The 18,283-nt window shown below is 70.1% G+C and carries 20 protein-coding genes; 12 read left to right on the top strand and 8 right to left on the bottom strand.

Annotated elements, in window-relative coordinates; all coding sequences use genetic code 11:
• Positions 1–462 carry a hypothetical protein gene (locus CKW28_RS13855; RefSeq protein WP_003926846.1) on the bottom strand — a complete coding sequence of 154 codons (462 nt, stop codon included), beginning with the start codon at positions 460–462 and terminating at the stop codon, positions 1–3.
• 154 nt (positions 463–616) lie between these two features.
• A complete protein-coding gene (locus CKW28_RS13850) occupies positions 617–2,104 on the bottom strand; it encodes an amidase (protein WP_003926845.1) in 1,488 nt (495 codons plus the stop codon).
• 63 nt (positions 2,105–2,167) lie between these two features.
• Here CKW28_RS13850 and recO point away from each other — a divergent pair, with 63 nt between their 5' ends.
• Entirely contained in the window at positions 2,168–3,031 is an 864-nt protein-coding gene (gene recO, locus CKW28_RS13845; protein WP_003926844.1) for a DNA repair protein RecO, read from the top strand.
• Positions 2,982–3,914, top strand: a complete 933-nt coding sequence (locus CKW28_RS13840; RefSeq protein WP_003926843.1) for a decaprenyl diphosphate synthase — start codon at positions 2,982–2,984, stop codon at positions 3,912–3,914. The genes recO and CKW28_RS13840 overlap by 50 nt, the downstream gene beginning before the upstream one ends.
• 44 nt (positions 3,915–3,958) lie before the next feature.
• Here the strand turns inward: CKW28_RS13840 and CKW28_RS13835 are convergent, their stop codons facing one another.
• Both CKW28_RS13835 and CKW28_RS13830 read right to left on the bottom strand, forming a co-directional pair.
• Positions 3,959–4,369 carry a Fur family transcriptional regulator gene (locus CKW28_RS13835; protein ID WP_003926842.1) on the bottom strand — a complete coding sequence of 137 codons (411 nt, stop codon included), beginning with the start codon at positions 4,367–4,369 and terminating at the stop codon, positions 3,959–3,961.
• A complete protein-coding gene (locus CKW28_RS13830; protein ID WP_003926841.1) occupies positions 4,366–4,737 on the bottom strand; it encodes an ArsR/SmtB family transcription factor in 372 nt (123 codons plus the stop codon). The genes CKW28_RS13835 and CKW28_RS13830 overlap by 4 nt, the downstream gene beginning before the upstream one ends.
• 88 nt (positions 4,738–4,825) lie before the next feature.
• Between CKW28_RS13830 and CKW28_RS13825 the strand changes: the two genes are divergently transcribed.
• The gene (locus CKW28_RS13825) at positions 4,826–6,211 is read left to right on the top strand and encodes a glycine--tRNA ligase (protein WP_003926840.1); all 1,386 of its coding nucleotides are present in this window, start codon (positions 4,826–4,828) and stop codon (positions 6,209–6,211) included.
• A 10-nt stretch (positions 6,212–6,221) separates the two neighbouring features.
• Here the strand turns inward: CKW28_RS13825 and CKW28_RS13820 are convergent, their stop codons facing one another.
• Positions 6,222–6,788: a hypothetical protein gene (locus tag CKW28_RS13820; RefSeq protein WP_003926839.1), complete on the bottom strand. Its 567-nt coding sequence runs from the start codon at positions 6,786–6,788 to the stop codon at positions 6,222–6,224.
• 105 nt (positions 6,789–6,893) lie between these two features.
• Here CKW28_RS13820 and thyX point away from each other — a divergent pair, with 105 nt between their 5' ends.
• Genes thyX through CKW28_RS13805 form a run of 3 tightly spaced genes read left to right on the top strand, consistent with a single transcriptional unit; the run spans position 6,894 to position 10,299 of the window.
• Positions 6,894–7,646: an FAD-dependent thymidylate synthase gene (thyX, locus tag CKW28_RS13815; protein ID WP_003926838.1), complete on the top strand. Its 753-nt coding sequence runs from the start codon at positions 6,894–6,896 to the stop codon at positions 7,644–7,646.
• A 58-nt stretch (positions 7,647–7,704) separates the two neighbouring features.
• Positions 7,705–8,607 carry a 4-hydroxy-tetrahydrodipicolinate synthase gene (dapA, locus tag CKW28_RS13810; RefSeq protein ID WP_003926837.1) on the top strand — a complete coding sequence of 301 codons (903 nt, stop codon included), beginning with the start codon at positions 7,705–7,707 and terminating at the stop codon, positions 8,605–8,607.
• Positions 8,608–10,299, top strand: a complete 1,692-nt coding sequence (locus tag CKW28_RS13805; RefSeq protein ID WP_003926836.1) for a ribonuclease J — start codon at positions 8,608–8,610, stop codon at positions 10,297–10,299.
• A gap of 24 nt (positions 10,300–10,323) precedes the next feature.
• Here CKW28_RS13805 and CKW28_RS13800 read toward each other — a convergent pair whose 3' ends face one another.
• Together CKW28_RS13800 and CKW28_RS13795 are read right to left on the bottom strand one after the other, a co-directional pair.
• Positions 10,324–11,184: a mycofactocin-coupled SDR family oxidoreductase gene (locus tag CKW28_RS13800; RefSeq protein WP_003926835.1), complete on the bottom strand. Its 861-nt coding sequence runs from the start codon at positions 11,182–11,184 to the stop codon at positions 10,324–10,326.
• Entirely contained in the window at positions 11,177–11,491 is a 315-nt protein-coding gene (locus CKW28_RS13795; protein ID WP_003926834.1) for a putative quinol monooxygenase, read from the bottom strand. The genes CKW28_RS13800 and CKW28_RS13795 overlap by 8 nt, the downstream gene beginning before the upstream one ends.
• Positions 11,492–11,629: 138 nt before the next feature.
• Here CKW28_RS13795 and CKW28_RS13790 point away from each other — a divergent pair, with 138 nt between their 5' ends.
• Positions 11,630–14,224, top strand: coding sequence for an FtsK/SpoIIIE family DNA translocase (locus CKW28_RS13790; RefSeq protein ID WP_085975145.1), 2,595 nt, complete (start codon positions 11,630–11,632; stop codon positions 14,222–14,224).
• Positions 14,225–14,284: 60 nt separating this feature from the next.
• Here CKW28_RS13790 and CKW28_RS13785 read toward each other — a convergent pair whose 3' ends face one another.
• On the bottom strand, positions 14,285–14,803 hold the full coding sequence (locus CKW28_RS13785; RefSeq protein WP_085975144.1) for an amino-acid N-acetyltransferase: 519 nt from the start codon (positions 14,801–14,803) through the stop codon (positions 14,285–14,287).
• Between the two features lie 50 nt (positions 14,804–14,853).
• On the opposite strand from CKW28_RS13785, the gene pgsA reads away from it, so the two are divergent.
• The 5 genes from pgsA (at position 14,854) to pspM (ending at position 18,256) form a co-directional block, all read left to right on the top strand.
• On the top strand, positions 14,854–15,459 hold the full coding sequence (pgsA, locus tag CKW28_RS13780; protein ID WP_040547323.1) for a CDP-diacylglycerol--glycerol-3-phosphate 3-phosphatidyltransferase: 606 nt from the start codon (positions 14,854–14,856) through the stop codon (positions 15,457–15,459).
• Entirely contained in the window at positions 15,437–15,928 is a 492-nt protein-coding gene (locus tag CKW28_RS13775) for a CinA family protein (protein WP_003926830.1), read from the top strand. Before pgsA ends, CKW28_RS13775 begins: the two co-directional genes overlap by 23 nt.
• Positions 15,929–16,095: 167 nt before the next feature.
• The gene (gene clgR / locus CKW28_RS13770) at positions 16,096–16,467 is read left to right on the top strand and encodes a transcriptional regulator ClgR (protein ID WP_003926829.1); all 372 of its coding nucleotides are present in this window, start codon (positions 16,096–16,098) and stop codon (positions 16,465–16,467) included.
• Positions 16,468–16,581: 114 nt separating this feature from the next.
• Positions 16,582–17,427: a phage shock protein PspA gene (pspA, locus tag CKW28_RS13765; protein ID WP_003926828.1), complete on the top strand. Its 846-nt coding sequence runs from the start codon at positions 16,582–16,584 to the stop codon at positions 17,425–17,427.
• 10 nt (positions 17,428–17,437) lie between these two features.
• Entirely contained in the window at positions 17,438–18,256 is an 819-nt protein-coding gene (gene pspM, locus CKW28_RS13760; protein ID WP_003926827.1) for a phage shock envelope stress response protein PspM, read from the top strand.
• Positions 18,257–18,283 lie beyond the last annotated feature (27 nt).

The following is an 18,283-nucleotide window of genomic DNA, read 5'->3' as shown; positions in this document are numbered from 1 at the left end:
TCAGCATCCGGGGGCGAACGGGATGTTGAAGTCGCAGATCGGGTTACGTGGCGGCGCCGCCGGTGCTGCCGGCGCGGGCGCGTTGGCCTGTTTGCGCGATCCCGCGGCGGCGTTGTCGGCGGCCGCCTCGGACCGCACCGCCGGGGTCACGCACACGGTGTCGCCCGGAAACGCCTCTCGCCAGACGAAACCCTGCTTGCAGGTGTCCGGTCCGTACGCGCCGCCGCCCGGTTCCCGGTTCTGGGCGGCGTTGGCGTTCTCCTGGGCGGTGCGGGTGCGTACCGCCGGGGTCACGCACACCGTGTCACCGGGACGGGCCTCCCGCCAGACGAAACCCTGGATGCAGGTGTCGGGACCGTAGGGCAGTGGTTGGGCGTGTGCCGGGACCGGAACGACCGCGCCGGCGAAGACGGTCAGCGCCGCCGCGGCCGGTGCCAGCAACGTCGATGGTGTGGTGGCCATGGATCCCCTCCGTTCACTCCATGGACGGGACGGCACGGCAGAACCCCCCGTGCACTTTGACGTTACGACCGGTCAGCGCGCAGCCGTGAGTACCGGGCCACTCATCTCCTGGGTGCCGCCCGCCCGGGTGCCGCCCGCCGGCCGGGGTTTCCGGTCAGGCCGACGCCCGCAACTCGCGGGCCGGCGCGGGCGCCGGGGCGGGCGGGGCGGCCGGGGGAGTGAGCCACCACGGCCGGGGCTGCCGCGCGGCCCAGCCGTTGATGCCCTCCAGCGCGGCGGCCAGCGAGACGAGCAGCGGCTCGCTGTTCGCCGGCCCCATCAGCTGCACCCCGATCGGCAGTCCGTCGGAGGTGAAACCGGCCGGCACGTTGATCGACGGCCAGCCGAGCAGATTCCACGGCCAGGTGACGGGGCAGGCCTTGATCATCAGCCGGTCGGTGGCCAGCCCGCCGAGCTGATCGAAGGCGTGCACCTCCGGCGGCGGCAGCGCCGTCGTCGGCGCCAACACCACATCGGCGATGTTGAAGATCCAGCTCATCCGCCGCTGGGCGGCCGCCTCCCGGGCCCGCGCCTTGCGCAGCGCGCTCTCCGACAGCAGCCGGCCCAGCCGCATGTTGGCCACGGTGCGTTTGTCCCACAGCACGTTGTCACCGAGCCGGCGGGACCAGTCCAGCAGTCCGGCGGTGGACCGGGACAGGAAACTCCACGACATGCCCACGGTGTATTCCGGATCGGCGGGGAACACGGTGTGGCCGAGTTGTTCGAGTTGGTCGGCCACGGTCTGCACGGCGGCCCGGATCTCCGGATGCAGCTTCGCGCGGAACAGCGTGAACGGGAACTTGGTCGACACCGCGATCCTCAGTGGGCCGGGCGCCTGCCCGACATAGTCCGACACCCGGACCGGTGGCGGCTGGTGCAGATCACCGGGCGCATTGCCCGACGCCGCGTCGAGCACCAGCGCCGCGTCGGTGACGGTGCGGGCCAGCACCCCGTGCACGGTGATGCCGTTGAACGCCTCCGGCAACGGCCAGGTGGAGATCCGGCCGCGCTGCGGTTTGATCCCGACCAGATGTGTCCAGGCGGCGGGAATCCGCACACTGCCCGCGCCGTCGGAGCCGATGGCGGCGGTGACCAGGCCGGCCGCCACCGCTGCGGCGCTGCCGCCCGAGGAGCCGCCCGGGGTGTGCCGGGGCGACCACGGATTGCGGGTGTGGCCGAACGCCGGGCCGCTGGTGAACGGCCACTGGCCCAGTTCACAGGTGTGGGTCTTGCCGACGATGACCGCCCCGGCGGCGCGCAGCCGGCGCACCACCTCGGCGTCCTCGGTGGCCGGCGGCACATCGCCGACAGCGCCGAACCGGGTGGGTACCCCTGCGATGTCCACGTCGTCTTTGACGGCGATCGGCACGCCCAGCAGCGGAAGATGTTCGCCCGCAGCGCGTTTGCGGTCCGCTTCGGCGGCCTCGGCCAGCGCTCGATCGGCCAGCACCACCCGGAACGCGTTCAGGGTCGACTGGCTGGCCTCGATTGCCCGCAACGACCGGCGTACCAGTTCCTGGGAGGTGACGGCACCGCTCGCCAGCTGGTAGAGCAGGTCGGTGAGGGTCGGCAGCTTGGCTGGGGGTTTGTACGCGTCGACCATCGTTTTCGAGGATATCCGGCGCTGCGTGCGGGCGGTGTGGGGTCGCGATGGGAGACTGGTGCAATGCGGCTGTACCGGGATCGTGCGGTGGTGCTTCGCCAGCACAAGCTCGGCGAGGCGGACCGGATCGTCACCCTGCTCACCCGTGAGCACGGTTTGGTGCGCGCGGTGGCCAAGGGGGTGCGGCGCACCCGCAGCAAGTTCGGCGCCCGGCTGGAACCGTTCGCCCACATCGACGTTCAGCTCCATCCCGGACGCAACCTCGACATCGTGACCCAGGTGCAGGCCATCGACGCGTTCGCGGCCGACATCGTCAGCGATTACGGCCGTTACACCTGCGCCTGCGCCATGCTGGAGACCGCCGAACGGCTCGCCGGGGAGGAGCGCGCCCCGGTGCCGGCGTTGCATCGGCTGACCGTCGCCGCCCTGCGCGCGGTGGCCGACGGCAGCCGCCCGCGCGATCTGGTGCTCGACGCGTATCTGTTGCGCGCCATGGGGATCGCCGGATGGGCGCCCGCGTTGACCGAATGTGCCCGGTGCGCCGCGCCGGGCCCGCACCGGGCCTTCCACATCGCCGCCGGCGGCAGCGTCTGCCTGCACTGCCGGCCGGCCGGGGCGGTGACCCCGCCGCAGGCGGTGCTGGAGTTGATGAGCGCGCTGCACGACGGGGACTGGGAGTTCGCCCAGGCCTCCTCGCCGGCGCACCGCAGTCAGGCCAGCGGTCTGATCGCGGCGCACCTGCAGTGGCACCTCGAACGCAAGCTGCGAACGTTGCCGCTGGTCGAGCGATCCCACCGGGTGGACCGCACCCTTGCTGAGCACCGCGCCGCGGTGGCTGCCGATCACCGCGCCGCGGGGTTCGGGCAGGATATGGCCCATGGTGTCGAAGCGGGAAGGGGACCGGACGGCCAAGCGGTGGTCGGCTGAGCGCGGGCACACGGGCTCGTCACAGGTGTATCCGCAGCTCCCGGCGCCGCCGGCGGACTATCCGACCTTCCCGGACAAGTCGACGTGGCCGGTGGTGTTCCCGGAGCTGCCGCCCAACACCAACGGCAGGTTCGCCCGTCCCCCGCAACACCCCTCCAGGGCGGTCGCGCCGCGGATTCCGGCCGATCAGGTGCCCAACCACGTCGCGGTGGTGATGGACGGGAACGGCCGCTGGGCCACCCAACGGGGCCTGCACCGCACCGAGGGTCACAAGATGGGCGAGGCGGTGCTCATCGACATCACCTGCGGGGCGATCGAGATCGGCATCAAACACCTCACCGTCTACGCGTTCTCCACCGAGAACTGGAAACGCAGCCCCGAAGAGGTGCGCTTCCTGATGGGCTTCAACCGGGAGGTGGTGCGGCGCCGTCGGGAGAACCTCAACGACATGGGTGTGAAGATGCGCTGGGTGGGCTCCCGCCCCCGGATGTGGCGCAGCGTGATCAAGGAATTCGAGATCGCCGAGAACATGACGTTGGACAACGACGTCATCACCATCAACTACTGCGTGAACTACGGCGGCCGGGCCGAGATCACCGAGGCGGCCCGCTCGATCGCCAAGGAGGCGGTCGCCGGCCGGATCAATCCGGACCGGATCACCGAGAAGACCGTCGCCCGGCATCTGCACCGCCCCGACATCCCGGACGTGGACCTGTTCATCCGCACCTCCGGTGAGCAGCGGGCCAGCAACTTTTTGCTCTGGCAGTCGGCCTACGCCGAGTTCGTGTTCCAGGACAAGCTGTGGCCCGACTACGACCGGCGCGATCTGTGGGCGGCGTGTGAGGAGTACGTGCGGCGCAACCGGCGCTTCGGCCGGGCCTGATCTCTCGGGCCTGATCGCTCTCGCGGCGGCGGATCCAGGCGGATCTAGTTGTTCGAGGGGGGCGCGGTGCAGCGTGGGCACCGCCCGAAGATCTCGATGGTGTGGCTGACGTCGGAGTAGCCGTGCTCGTCGGCGACCGCGGCGGCCCAGGCCTCCACCTCCCGGCCCTTCACCTCCACCGTGGCGCCGCACGCCCGGCACACCAGATGGTGATGGTGGTCCTCGGAGCACCGCCGGTACAGCGATTCACCGGTGTCGGTGCGCAGCGTGTCGACCAGCCCGGCCGCCGCCATCGACTGCAGGGTGCGGTACACCGTGGTAAGGCCGATGACCTCACCGCGCCGGCGGAGTTCGTCGTGCAGTTCCTGAGCGGATCGGAAGTCGTCGATCTTGTCCAGCAGCGCCGACACCGCGGCCCGTTGCCGGGTGGACCGGAGGCCGGTGGCTCGGCTCACGGCTCGCCCTCACCGGCGTGGCTGACCGCGGCGACGACGATGTCCACCAGATGCTCGTCGACGAGGCGATACATCACCTCGCGGCCGGACCGCTCCCCGGCCACCACCCCGGCCGCCTTCAGGATCCGCAGATGCTGGCTGACCAGCGGCTGCGGCACCCCCAGCGCGTCGACCAACTCGTGGACGCACCGCGTCGCCCCGCGCAACTGCAACACGATCGCGATGCGCACGGGGGCGGCCAGCGCCCGCAGCAGGTCGCCGGCGGTCTCGAGCACCGCTCGCGGGGGCAGCTCGGACGGCGGCACACCGTGGTGGTGACCGTGCGCCACCGACGGCTCCGCGGAGGCGAAATCGGAAATGGTTTTCATGTGAGGTTCACGATACATGCACGACCACGCATGTCAACGCGCCCGCCGGTGGCAGGGGCTCCGGCGGGCGCGGCTACGCTGTTGATCCGTGGCGTCCATCATCGACACGGTTGCAAACCTCGCGAAACGGCGCGGCTTCGTCTACCAGTCCGGCGAGATCTACGGCGGTACCCGCTCCGCGTGGGACTACGGTCCGCTCGGGGTGGAACTGAAGGAGAACATCAAGCGGCAGTGGTGGAAGTCCATGGTCACCGCCCGCGAGGACGTCGTCGGAATCGACACGTCGATCATCCTGCCCCGCGAGGTGTGGGTGGCGTCCGGCCACGTCGACGTCTTCCACGACCCGCTGGTGGAGTGCCTCAACTGCCACCGGCGGCACCGTCAGGACCACCTCCAGGAGGCGCTGGCCGGTAAGAAGGGGCTGGACAACCCGGACGACGTGCCGATGGACGAGGTGGTCTGCCCGGACTGCGGCACCAAGGGCCGCTGGACCGAGCCCCGCGAGTTCAACATGATGCTCAAGACCTACCTCGGGCCGATCGAGAGCGACGAGGGTCTGCACTATCTGCGGCCGGAGACCGCGCAGGGCATCTTCACCAACTTCGCCAACGTGGTCACCACGGCGCGCAAGAAGCCGCCGTTCGGCATCGCCCAGACCGGCAAGAGCTTCCGCAACGAGATCACCCCGGGCAACTTCATCTTCCGCACCCGCGAGTTCGAGCAGATGGAGATGGAGTTCTTCGTCGAGCCGTCCACCGCCAAGGAATGGCACCAGTACTGGATCGACACCCGGCTGCAGTGGTACGTCGACCTCGGAATCGACCGGGACAACCTGCGGCTCTACGAACATCCGCCGGAGAAGCTGTCGCACTACGCCGAACGCACCGTCGACATCGAGTACAAGTACGGGTTCGCCGGCGACCCCTGGGGTGAGCTGGAGGGCATCGCCAACCGCACCGATTTCGACCTGAGCACCCACAGCAAGCATTCCGGCGTCGACCTGTCGTACTACGACCAGGCCACCGACACCCGCTACGTGCCGTACGTCATCGAACCGGCAGCCGGGCTCACCCGGTCGCTGATGGCGTTCCTGATCGACGCGTACTCCGAGGACGAGGCGCCCAACGCCAAGGGCGGCGTCGACAAGCGCACGGTGTTGCGGTTCGATCCGCGGCTGGCGCCGGTCAAGGTGGCGGTGCTGCCGCTGTCCCGGCACGCCGACCTGTCGCCGAAGGCCCGGGACCTGGCCGCCGAACTGCGGCAGCACTGGAACGTCGAGTTCGACGACGCCGGCGCGATCGGCCGGCGCTACCGCCGCCAGGACGAGGTCGGCACCCCGTACTGCGTGACCGTCGACTTCGACTCCCTGGAGGACAACGCCGTGACGGTCCGGGAGCGCGACAGCATGGCCCAGGAGCGGATCTCGATCGACCAGGTCACCGACTACCTGGCCGTCCGGCTCAAGGGCTGCTGAACCCCGGGGTTCAGCCGGCGCCGCCGGAGGTGAGCCGGCGGATGCGGTCGGCGTAGTCGACCTCGACCGCGGTGATCTCGGCGCCCAGCTGCCTGAGCTGGTCCCGATACACCGCGGCCTGCTCGGCGCGGGCGATCTTCTCCGCGGCCAGCTGCACCCGCACCGCCGGGTCCTCGACGCGGTCCAGGATCGACCAGTCCCGGCCGTCGCTGACCTGGGTGAACGTCACGGTGTCGACGGTGAACCCGTCCGACTCGATGGTGCGCAGCCGTTCGATGAACGGCCGGCGGTGACGTTCGGCGGCGCGGATGCCCTCCCGGGTCAGGTCCGCCATCTCCCCCAGCACGCGGGCGACCAGCTCGAAGGTCTCCACCGCGGCCTCGCCGTGCCGGTCCAGGACGCTCAGCGTGAGCGGCGCATCGGCCGGCAGCCGGTCGGTCAGCACCCGGACCCGGGCGAGCAGATCGCCGAGCACCGCACACGAGGCGGCCCCCATCGGCTGATCGCCCAGCTCCGAAGCGGTGATTCGGCGCTGCAGCTCCAGGAAATCCCGCATCGCGTGCAGGCTCTTGAACATCCGGACCCCTTCCACCGTCGAATCTAGCCGTTGGCCGCACGGCGAACCCGCGGTGCCGCAGCCCACCTCGGCCGCCGGCCGGCGGCGACTGGTTAAGGTGAGCCGGTGGCCGAGATCGCGCCGCTTCGAGTGCAGCTGATCGCCAAGACGGAGTTCTTGGCGCCCCCCGACGTGCCGTGGAGCACCGACGCCGACGGTGGTGAGGCGCTGGTGGAGTTCGCCGGCCGGGCGTGCTACCAGAGCTGGTCGAAACCCAACCCGAAGACCGCGACCAACGCGGCCTACATCCGCCACATCATCGACGTCGGGCACCTGTCGGTGCTCGAACACGCGTCGGTGTCGTTCTACATCACCGGGATCTCCCGGTCCTGCACCCACGAGCTGATCCGGCACCGCCACTTCTCCTATTCGCAGCTGTCGCAGCGCTACGTCCCGGACGGCGACGCCCGCGTGGTGCTGCCGCCCGGTCTGGAGGACGATCCCGAGCTGCAGGAGATCTTCACCGCGGCCGCCGACGCCGGCCACGCCGCCTACACCGAACTGCTGACCCGGCTCCAGGCCGCGCTCGCCGACCAGCCCAACGCCGTGTTGCGCCGCAAACAGGCACGTCAAGCCGCCCGAGCGGTGCTGCCCAACGCGACCGAGACGCGCATCGTGGTGACCGGAAACTACCGGGCTTGGCGGCATTTCATCGCGGTGCGGGCCAGCGAACAGGCTGATCTGGAGATCCGGAGGCTGGCCATCGAATGTCTGCGTCGGCTGACCGAGGTCGCCCCGGCGGCCTTCGCCGACTTCGAGATCGCGACGCTCGCTGACGGCACCGAAGTGGCCACCAGCCCACTGGCCACCGAAGCGTGACGCAGCCGGTGCCATCCGGACTACGGAATCCGGAGGTCGAGCGGGTAATCTAACGCCCGTGAGTACCGGCGGATTCGATGTGACGGCCCAACTGGGCACCGTGCTGACCGCGATGGTTACTCCGTTCAAGAAGGACGGCTCGCTGGACCTCGACGCCGCGGCGAGCCTGGCCAACCGGCTCGTCGACGCCGGCTGCGACGGCCTGGTGGTGTCGGGCACCACCGGTGAGGCCCCGACCACCACCGACGACGAGAAGCTGCAACTGCTGCGCACCGTGCTGGACGCGGTGGGGGACCGGGCCCGCATCATCGCCGGCGCCGGCACCTATGACACCGCCCACAGCGTGCGGTTGGCCAAGGCCTGTCAGGACGCCGGCGCGCACGGCCTGCTGCTGGTCACGCCGTACTATTCGCGGCCCCCGCAGGACGGTCTGTACGCACACTTCACCACCATCGCCGATGCGGTGGAGGTGCCGATCGTGCTCTACGACATTCCGCCGCGCTCTGTCGTGCCGCTGGCGTGGGACACCATCCGCCGACTCTCCGAGCACCGCAACATCGTCGCGATCAAGGACGCCAAGGGCGACCTGCACGGCGCGGCTCAGATCATCGCCGAGACCGGCCTGGCCTACTACTCCGGTGACGATTCGCTGAACCTGCCGTGGCTGGCGGTCGGCGCCGTCGGGTTCATCAGCGTGTGGGGGCATCTGGCAGCCGGTCAGCTGCGAGACATGCTGACGGCGTTCAATTCCGGCGACATGACCACCGCCCGCAAGATCGCCGTCACGCTGAGCCCGCTCAACGCGGCCCAGACGCGGCTGGGTGGAGTGAGCATGTCCAAGGCCGGGCTGCGGCTGCTGGGAATCGAGGTGGGGGATCCGCGGCTGCCGCAGGTGCCGCCCGGTCCCGAACAACTCCGGCTGCTGGCCGACGACATGCGGGCCGCGGCGGTGCTGCGCTAGATGTCGGTACCGATTCCACCGCCAGATCTGGGTCCGCCCGGTCCGCTCGAGCGTGGCGGGCTGCGGGTCACGGCGCTCGGCGGAATCGGTGAAATCGGCCGCAACATGACCGTTTTCGAACACCGCGGCCGGTTGCTGATCATCGACTGCGGGGTGTTGTTCCCCGGACACGACGAGCCCGGCGTCGATCTGATCCTGCCGGATCTGCGTCACATCGAGAACCGGCTCGACGACGTCGAGGCGCTGCTGCTCACCCACGCCCACGAGGACCACATCGGGGCGGTGCCGTTTCTGCTGAAACTGCGCCCCGACATCCCGGTGGTGGGCTCGGAGTTCACCCTGGCGCTGGTGCGGGAGAAGTGCCGCGAGCACCGCATCAAACCGAAGCTGGTCCAGGTCGCGGAGGGGCAGCGCAGCCGGCACGGGGTGTTCGAGGCGCAGTACTTCGCGGTCAACCACTCCATTCCCGGCGCCCTGGCGATCGCCCTGCACACCCGCGCCGGCACCGTGCTGCACACCGGTGACATCAAGCTCGATCAGCTGCCGCTGGACGGGCGCCCCACCGACCTGCCCGGCATGTCCCGGCTCGGGGACGAGGGCGTGGACCTGTTCCTGTGCGACTCCACCAACTCCGAGATCCCGGGTGTGGGGCCGTCCGAGAGCGAAGTCGGACCGAACCTGCACCGGTTGATCCGCGGCGCCGAGGGCCGGGTGATCATCGCCTGCTTCGCCTCCAACGTCGATCGGGTGCAACAGATCATCGACGCCGCGGTCGCGCTGGGCCGGCGGGTGGCGTTCGTGGGCCGGTCGATGGTGCGCAACATGACCATCGCCCGGGAACTGGGTTATCTGCGGGTGGCCGACGAGGATCTGCTCGACATCGGGGCCGCGGAGATGATGCCGCCCGAGCGGGTGGTGCTGATCACCACCGGCACCCAGGGCGAACCGATGTCGGCGCTGTCCCGGATGTCGCGCGGCGAGCACCGCAGCATCACCCTGACGCCCGGCGACCTGGTGGTGCTGTCGTCCTCGCTGATCCCCGGCAACGAAGAGGCCGTCTACGGTGTGATCGACGCGCTCGCCAAGATCGGCGCCCGCGTCGTCACCAATCAGCAAGTGCGCGTTCACGTCTCGGGCCACGCGTATGCGGGGGAGTTGCTGTTCCTCTACAACGGGGTGCGGCCGCGCAACGTGATGCCGGTGCACGGCACCTGGCGGCATCTGCGCGCCAACGCGGCGCTGGCGGTGCGTACCGGCGTGCCGCCGGAGTCGGTGCTGCTCGCCGAGAACGGGGTCAGCGTCGATCTGGTCGCCGGCAAGGCGCGCATCGCCGGGGCGGTGCCGGTGGGCAAGATGTTCGTCGACGGTCTGATCACCGGCGACGTCGGGGACGCGACCCTGGGCGAACGGCTGATCCTGTCGTCGGGTTTCGTGGCGGTGACCGTGGTGGTGCGGCGCGGGACCGGCCGTCCCGCCGGCCCGGCGCACCTGTTGTCGCGGGGATTCTCCGAGGACCCGAAGGCGCTGGAACCGGCCGCCCAGAAGGTCGAGGAAGAGCTGGAGAAGCTCGCCGCCGAGCGGGTCACCGATCCCGGCCGGATCGCGCAGGCGGTGCGGCGTACCGTCGGCAAGTGGGTGGGGGAGACCTACCGCCGGCAACCGATGATCGTGCCGACCGTCATCGAGATCTGAGCCGCCTGCCGGCCGGCGGCCGCGTCAGCGCTTGTTGACCGAGCCGGCGTCCACCGGCAGCGCCACCCCGGTGACATACCGGGCCGCGTCGGACACCAGCCACGCCACCGCGTTGGCGACGTCCTCGGGTTCGATCGCCTGCACCGGCAGGGCATTGCCCATGTCCATCGGCCGCTGCGCCTCGGCGAGCACCTGCTGCAGGAACTGCCGGGTGAACTCGTTGTCGATCATCGGCGTGTCCACCCCGGTCGGATGCACCGAGTTCACCCGGATGTGGTGCGGGGCCAACAGGTTGGCGTACTGGCGCATCAACCCCACGATGCCGTGTTTGGCCGCGGTGTAGCCGAGCGCACCGGGCTTGGCGCCGCCCATCCCGACCAGACCGGCCACCGAGCTGATCAACACGATCGACCCGCCGTCGCCCTGCTCCACCAGGGTGGGGACGGCGACCTCCACGGTGTGGTGCACTCCGGTCAGGTTGACGTCGATGACGTCGCGCCATCCGTCGGGGCCGCTCTGCAGGGGAGCGATGCCGGCGTTGGCGATCACGATGTCCAGCCGGCCGAGTTCGTCGAGACCGGCCTGCAGGGCCTGCTGCAGCCCGTCGCGGTCCCGGACGTCGGCCTGCCGGGCCACGATGCGCCCGCCGGCCTCCTCGACCATCCTGGCGGTCTCCGCCAGATCGTCGGCGCCGGCCAGCGGGTAGGGCACCGACGCGATCTGATCGCACAGGTCCACCGCGATCACGTCGGCGCCCTCGGAGGCCAGCCGCACCGCATGCGCCCGGCCCTGCCCGCGCGCGGCCCCGGTGATGAACGCCACCCTGCCGCGCAGCGAATCGGACCTGCCGGGCGGGAGGTCCGGCCCGGGCTGCCGGTCAGCCACGGACCTGACCCTTGGCGGGGTCACCCGCCGGGACGGGCTGCAGCATCTTGATGTCGGGGGCGCCGTCGAGGTGCTCCCCGATCTCGGCGAACATCGTCGTCACCGCGGGCGCGGCGCTGTGGGTCCTCAGCGCCTCCTCGTCGGCCCACTGTTCGATGAACACGAAGGTGCGATCGGTCTGATGCAGCGCGTACAGGTCGCATCCCGGCTCCTTGTGCACCGCCTCGACGGCCCGTTTGCAGGCCTCCCGGACGGTGTCGACCGACTCCGGTTTGGCGGTGAGCGAGGCGACGACGACAACAGGCATGGTGCGAACTCCTGACACGATGTGATCGGGACAACAGGCGACTGTACTGAGCGCGGCGGTCCACCGGGCGGGCCACCCTGGCTTGTGACCGGTGTTGCAGATGGTGCCAAAGGGGTGTTTGCGACTAGGCTTGCGATCATGGCTAGTAAGACCGCCACCCGGTCCGGCGCGCGTAACAGCAGGTCAAAAGCCAAATCGCGGGGCGGCGCCCGGCCGGCGCGGCCCGCGGCACCCCGCCGTAAACCCGCCCGCCGTCCGGCCCCGTCACCGCTGGCCGGAGCCGGCGCGGCGGTCGGTCGGGGCGCCCGCGCGGGCTGGTTCATGGTCGCCAAGGGCGTCGGATCGGCCGCCCGGTCGGTCGGCCGCGCCCGGGACATCGATCCCGGCCATCGGCGCGACGGCATCGCGCTGGTGCTGCTCGCGGTGGCGGTGGTGGTCGCGGCGAGTTCCTGGTTCGACGCCGCCCGCCCGGTCGGCGAGTGGCTCGACACCGTGCTGCGGATGGTGATCGGCTCCGCGGTGGTCCTGGTGCCGATCGTCGTCGGCGGCATCGCGGTGGTGTTGATGCGCAGCGAACCCGATCCGGACACCCGGCCCAGGCTGATCCTGGGCGCCACCATGATCGCGCTGCCCGTGCTGGGGCTGTGGCATCTGTGGTCCGGCGCCCCGGACGATCCGGTCGCGCGCCGGCACGCCGCCGGCTTCGTGGGATTCGCCATCGGCGGGCCGCTCGCCGACGGTCTGTCGGTGTGGATCGCGACGCCGCTGCTGATTCTCGGGGTGCTGTTCGGCCTGCTGCTGATCACCGGCACCACCATCCGCGAGGTGCCGTCCGCGCTGCGGTCGTTGTTCACCGCGCACCACGACGACGGGGACGACTACGACGGGGACTACGCCGAGGACGACTACGGGGACGATCACGGGGCCGACGATGACCGGGATGACGACCGGGGTCACGCGGACGGATCCGCCGGGCGCCGCCGCTCCCCGCAGGCTGCCGGGGCGGACTTCTCCGACGGCTACTACGACGACGCCTCCGCCTACGGTGCCGAGGAGCCGCCGGCGTGGCCCGGCGGCAGCCCGATGGAAAACTACCCGCTGTCCGACGAGGCGCCCACGGTGCCGGAACCGCCGGCGCGGACCAGCAAGCGCAAGTCCGCCAAGACCGCCAAGACCGCCACGGCGCGCGATCCGCAGACCGGCTCGCTCGGCCGGGTCGTGGAGGGCTCGTACACGCTGCCGTCGCTGGGTCTGCTGACCGCCGGCGACCCGCCCAAGAAGCGCAGCGCCGCCAACGACCGCATGGTCGAGGCGATCACCCAGGTGCTGCACGAATTCAAGGTCGACGCCGCGGTCACCGGCTGCACCCGCGGCCCCACCGTCACCCGCTACGAGGTCGAGCTCGGCCCCGGCGTCAAGGTGGAGAAGATCACCGCGCTGCACCGCAACATCGCCTATGCGGTGGCCACCGAGAGCGTGCGGATGCTCGCGCCCATCCCGGGCAAGTCCGCGGTCGGCATCGAGGTTCCCAACACCGACCGGGAGATGGTGCGGCTCGCCGACGTGCTGACCGCCCCGTCCACCCGCCGCGACGATCATCCGCTGGTCATCGGGCTGGGTAAAGACATTGAGGGCGAATACATCTCGGCCAACCTGGCGAAGATGCCGCACCTGCTGGTGGCCGGTTCAACCGGTTCGGGTAAGTCCAGCTTCGTCAACTCGATGCTGGTGTCGCTGCTGGCCCGGGCCACCCCGGACGAGGTCAGGATGATCCTGATCGACCCGAAGATGGTGGAACTGACTCCCTACGAGGGCATTCCGCATCTGATCACGCCGATCATCACCGAACCCAAGAAGGCCGCCGCCGCGCTGGCCTGGCTGGTCGAGGAGATGGAGCAGCGGTATCAGGACATGCAGGCGTCGCGGGTGCGGCACATCGACGTGTTCAACGAGAAGGTGCGGTCCGGTGAGATCACCGCACCGTTGGGCAGCAAGCGCGAATACCGCCCGTATCCCTACATTCTCGCCATCGTCGACGAGCTCGCCGATCTGATGATGACCGCCCCGCGCGACGTCGAGGACGCGATCGTGCGGATCACCCAGAAGGCCCGGGCCGCCGGCATCCACCTGGTGCTGGCCACCCAGCGGCCGTCGGTCGACGTGGTGACCGGGTTGATCAAGACCAACGTGCCGTCGCGGCTGGCGTTCGCCACCTCGTCGCTGACCGACAGCCGGGTCATCCTCGACCAGGCCGGTGCGGAGAAGCTCATCGGCATGGGCGACGGACTGTTCCTGCCGATGGGCGCCGGCCGGCCGATCCGGTTGCAGGGCGCGTTCGTCGGGGACGACGAGATCCACGCCGTCGTCAACGCCTGCAAGGAACAGGCCGAACCGGAGTACACCGAGGGCGTCACCGCGGTCAAGACCGGGGAACGCAAGGACGTCGACCCGGACATCGGCGACGACATGGACCTGTTCCTGCAGGCCGTCGAACTGGTGGTGTCCAGCCAGTTCGGGTCCACCTCGATGCTGCAGCGCAAGCTGCGGGTGGGCTTCGCCAAGGCGGGCCGGTTGATGGACCTGATGGAGACCCGCGGGATCGTCGGCCCGTCCGAGGGGTCCAAGGCCCGGCAGGTGCTGGTCAAACCCGAGGACCTCGCGGCCACGCTGGCGTCGATCCGCGGCGGTGGCGAGCCCGACGACACCGACGACACCGACGACACCGCCGACTGATCAGCGATTTCGGCGTGCAAACGTTCGCTCAGCGATCGTGAGCACGCCGAAATCGCCGGGTCAGAGGTTCAACAGCATCCGGGTGTTGCCGAGGATGTTCGGCTTGACGTAGGACAGGTCGAGGAACTCCGCCACACCGGTGTCGTAGGACCGGCACATCTCCTCGTAGACCTCGGCGGTCACCGGGGTGCCCTCGATCTCCCGGAAGCCGTGCCGCGCGAAGAATTCCACCTCGAAGGTGAGCACGAAGATCCGCTCGAGCTCCAGCTCGCGGGCGACGTCGAGGAGCCGTTCGACGATCATGTGGCCCACGCCCTGACCGCGGACCTTCGGGTGCACCGCGACGGTGCGCACCTCACCGAGGTCGGACCACATCACATGCAGTGCGCCGCAACCGACCAGCTCACCGTCGCGCTCGGCGACCCAGAACTCCTGGACCGACTCGTAGAGCGTCACCAGGTTCTTTTCCAGCAGGATGCGGCCGGCGTAGATGTCGACCAGTGCCTTGATCGCGGGAACGTCGGAAGTCCGGGCCCGGCGCACGGTGACAGCAGGAGAATCTGCACGTGACTCGTCCATGGCGCTCACGGTGCGAGAGTATCGGTTCTAGCTACCGATATTCTGGGTCGGTGCCGGGACATCCTCAAACTCAACCTGCGGTCCCGCGCGCCCGGGTGGCCAACCTGGCCAATGCGCTCACCGGCGTGCGGCTGCTTCTGGTCCCGGTTTTCCTGATTCTGCTGTTCGTCGGGGACGGCCATGAGACGTCCTGGCGGATCGGTGCTTTCGCGGTGTTCGCGGTGGCGGTCATCACCGACCGGTTCGACGGCGCGCTGGCGCGCAGCTATGGCATGGTCACCGAATTCGGCACGCTGGCCGATCCGATCGCCGACAAGGCGCTGATCGGCGCGGCGCTGATCGGGCTGTCGCTGCTCGGCGATCTGCCGTGGTGGGTGACAGCGGTCATCCTGGTGCGCGAGATCGGCATCACAGCCCTGCGTTTCGCGGTGCTGCGGCACGGGGTGATCCCGGCCAGCCGGGGCGGGAAGCTCAAGACCCTCGCCCAGGCCGTGGCGATCGGCCTGTTCGTGCTGCCGCTGGCGAACTGGGCCCCGGTGTGGTCGACGGTGGCCTGGGGCATCATGGCGGTGGCAGTGGTGCTCACGGTGTTCACGGGAGTGGATTACGTCGTGTCGGCTGTCCGGGATTCACGTGGACGATCCGCTGGTCACTGATGACGCCCGCGCGCTGATCGCGGATCTGACGGTGCGCCGCGAGACGCTGGCCACCGCCGAGTCGCTCACCGCCGGGCTGCTCAGCGCCACCCTGGCCGGGGTGGCCGGGGCCAGCGCGGTGCTGCGCGGCGGGCTGGTCACCTACACCGAGGACACCAAGATGTCGCTGGCCGGCGTTCCGCCGCAGGTGTTGAAGGCGGTCGGGCCGGTCGCCGCGCCCACCGCCCGCGCCTTGGCCGTCGGCGCGCGACAGCGGTGCGGGGCCACCTGGGGCATCGGGCTGACCGGGGTGGCCGGCCCGGAACCGCACGGCGGCCATCCGGTGGGCACGGTGTTCATCGGCTGGGCCGGCCCCCGCGACACCGAGGTCGTCGAGCTGCGGCTGGACGGATCGCGCTGGGACATCCGGCTGGCGGCGGTGCACGAGGCCGTCGCGGGTCTGCGCTCCCTGATCACCCGCGACGTGTGATGTCCCGCGGCCGGGACCGCTCGATCCCGGATCGCATCCGGAGATCACTGGAACAATTGGGGGTGGATGGCGCGGATCCGGGAACCCCGGGGTGCGCTCGGACGTTGCGCTGAGAGAACCCTGTGCCACAGGGAACCCCCGGAGCGAACCCATGAAGGAGGGGCACGATGGCGGCATTGCTGCGCGAGGTGGTCGGCGACGTGCTGCGTCGCGCCCGAATCGAGCAGGGACGCACCCTGCGGGAGGTCTCCGACTCGGCCCGGGTGAGCCTCGGCTATCTGTCCGAGGTGGAACGCGGCCGCAAGGAGGCGTCCAGCGAACTGCTCAGCGCGATCTGCGCGGCATTGGATGTTCCGCTGTGGCGTGTCCTCACCGACGCGGGCGCCGAATTGGCCCGCGATGAGGCGGGTGCCGAATTGGTCGGCACTGCGGCCGAGTCAGCCCGCGACGAGAGGGAAACCGCCGCGTCCGCCGGTTCGAGCATCGACGTCACCACCAAGGTGGTCATCCCGCAGCCGGTGTCCATGGCGGTCGCCTGACCGTCAGGGTGTTGGGGTGTGGCGGGGCCGATCAACCCACTAAGTTGGCACTGAGGCAAGCGCAGAGCCCGGCTGCGGACCGGCAGCCAACAGACACGAAGGCGGAATGAACCCATGGCCAATCCGTTCGTCAAAGCCTGGAAGTACCTGATGGCGCTGTTCAGCTCCAAGGTGGACGAGTACGCCGATCCGAAGGTGCAGATCCAGCAGGCCATCGAGGAGGCGCAACGGCAGCACCAGGCGCTGACCCAGCAGGCTGCGCAGGTGATCGGTAACCAGCGGCAGCTGGAAATGCGGCTGAACCGGCAGCTGGCCGACGTGGAGAAGCTCCAGGTCAACGTGCGGCAGGCGCTCACCCTGGCCGATCAGGCCACCGCCGCCGGTGACACCGCCAAAGCCACCGAGTACACCAACGCCGCCGAGGCGTTCGCCGCCCAGCTGGTGACCGCCGAGCAGAGTGTCGAAGACCTCAAGGCGCTGCACGATCAGGCGCTCAACGCCGCCGCGCAGGCCAAGAAGGCCGTCGAGCAGAACGCCATGGTGTTACAGCAGAAGATCGCCGAACGCACCAAACTGCTGTCCCAGCTCGAGCAGGCCAAGATGCAGGAGCAGGTCAGCGCGTCGCTGCGGTCGATGAGCGAGCTGTCCGCCCCGGGCACCACGCCCAGCCTCGACGAGGTGCGGCAGAAGATCGAACAGCGTTACGCCACCGCGATGGGGGAGGCCGAACTGGCGCAGAACTCGGTGCAGGGCCGCATGCTCGAAGTCCAGCAGGCCACGGTGCAGATGGCCGGGCACGCGCGGTTGGAGCAGATCCGGGCCCAGATGCGCGGCGAGCCGCTCCCCGCAGGCGGCGCGGCATCGGGCACCGCCGCCCCGCAGGCCACGCCGACCCCGAGCCAGGAAACCGCGAAACCGGCCGCGAATCCCGCCAAGCCCGAAAACCCGCTGTCCCAGTAGCCCGCCGCCGATGAACACCCGCAAGTCGAGATCGCCGGCCTGGCAGTCCGCGCTGCAACGCGCGGTGGACACCGCCGCCGAGTTGTCCGACGTGGTGGCCGACCGGCTCAACGCCGCGGCCGATCCGCGCGCCAAGATGCTGCGGAAGCGGCGGTGGGCGCTGCGCGGCGGGGTGTTCTTCGCGTTCTCCTCCCTGTTCTGGGTGCTGGTGACGGCGCTGCTGGCGGTGTGGAGCACCCCGGTGTGGGTGCTGTTGATCACGGGCATGATCGCCGCGGGCGCGGCGTTCCCGGCCACCCTGCTGTTCCTGCGCTACCGCTGGTTGCGGTCCGAACCGCTGCCGCCGCCGCGCTCCCGGTCCACCCGGCGGCTGCCGCCGCGCGGGTCGGCGGCCCGCCCGCCGATGGCGGCGCTGGCGGCTTCTGAGCGGGGGTTCTTCTCGCTGCTCGGGGTGATGGAGCGGGGCCGGATGCTGCCTCCGGACGAACTTCGGGAGCTGACCGCTGCCGCGCAGCGGACTGCGGCGACGATGGCCGCCACCGCCGGCGAGGTGGTGTCGATGGAACGCGCCCTGAGGGCCGCTCCGCAGTCACGCGGCCATCTGGAGCCGACAATTCACGCGTTCACCCGCCAACTCGACCACGGGGTGCGCCAGTACAACGAGATGGTCACCGCCGCCGCGCAGCTGGTGTCGGCGGCGAACACCGGGCAGATGTCGAGTTCCCCGATGTCGCAGCGGCGCTACCGCGACGAGCTCACCGGCGCGACCGATCGGCTGGTGGGGTGGGCGCAGGCCTTCGACGAACTCGGCCGCCTGCGGTCGGCATGAACCTGAGCCGCCTGCGGCCGGCATGAA

Source organism: Mycolicibacterium thermoresistibile (assembly GCF_900187065.1).
GTDB classification, from domain to species: Bacteria; Actinomycetota; Actinomycetes; order Mycobacteriales; family Mycobacteriaceae; genus Mycobacterium; species Mycobacterium thermoresistibile.
The sequence above is the reverse complement of the archived record's forward strand: the minus strand, read 5'-3'. Positions and strand labels throughout refer to the sequence as shown.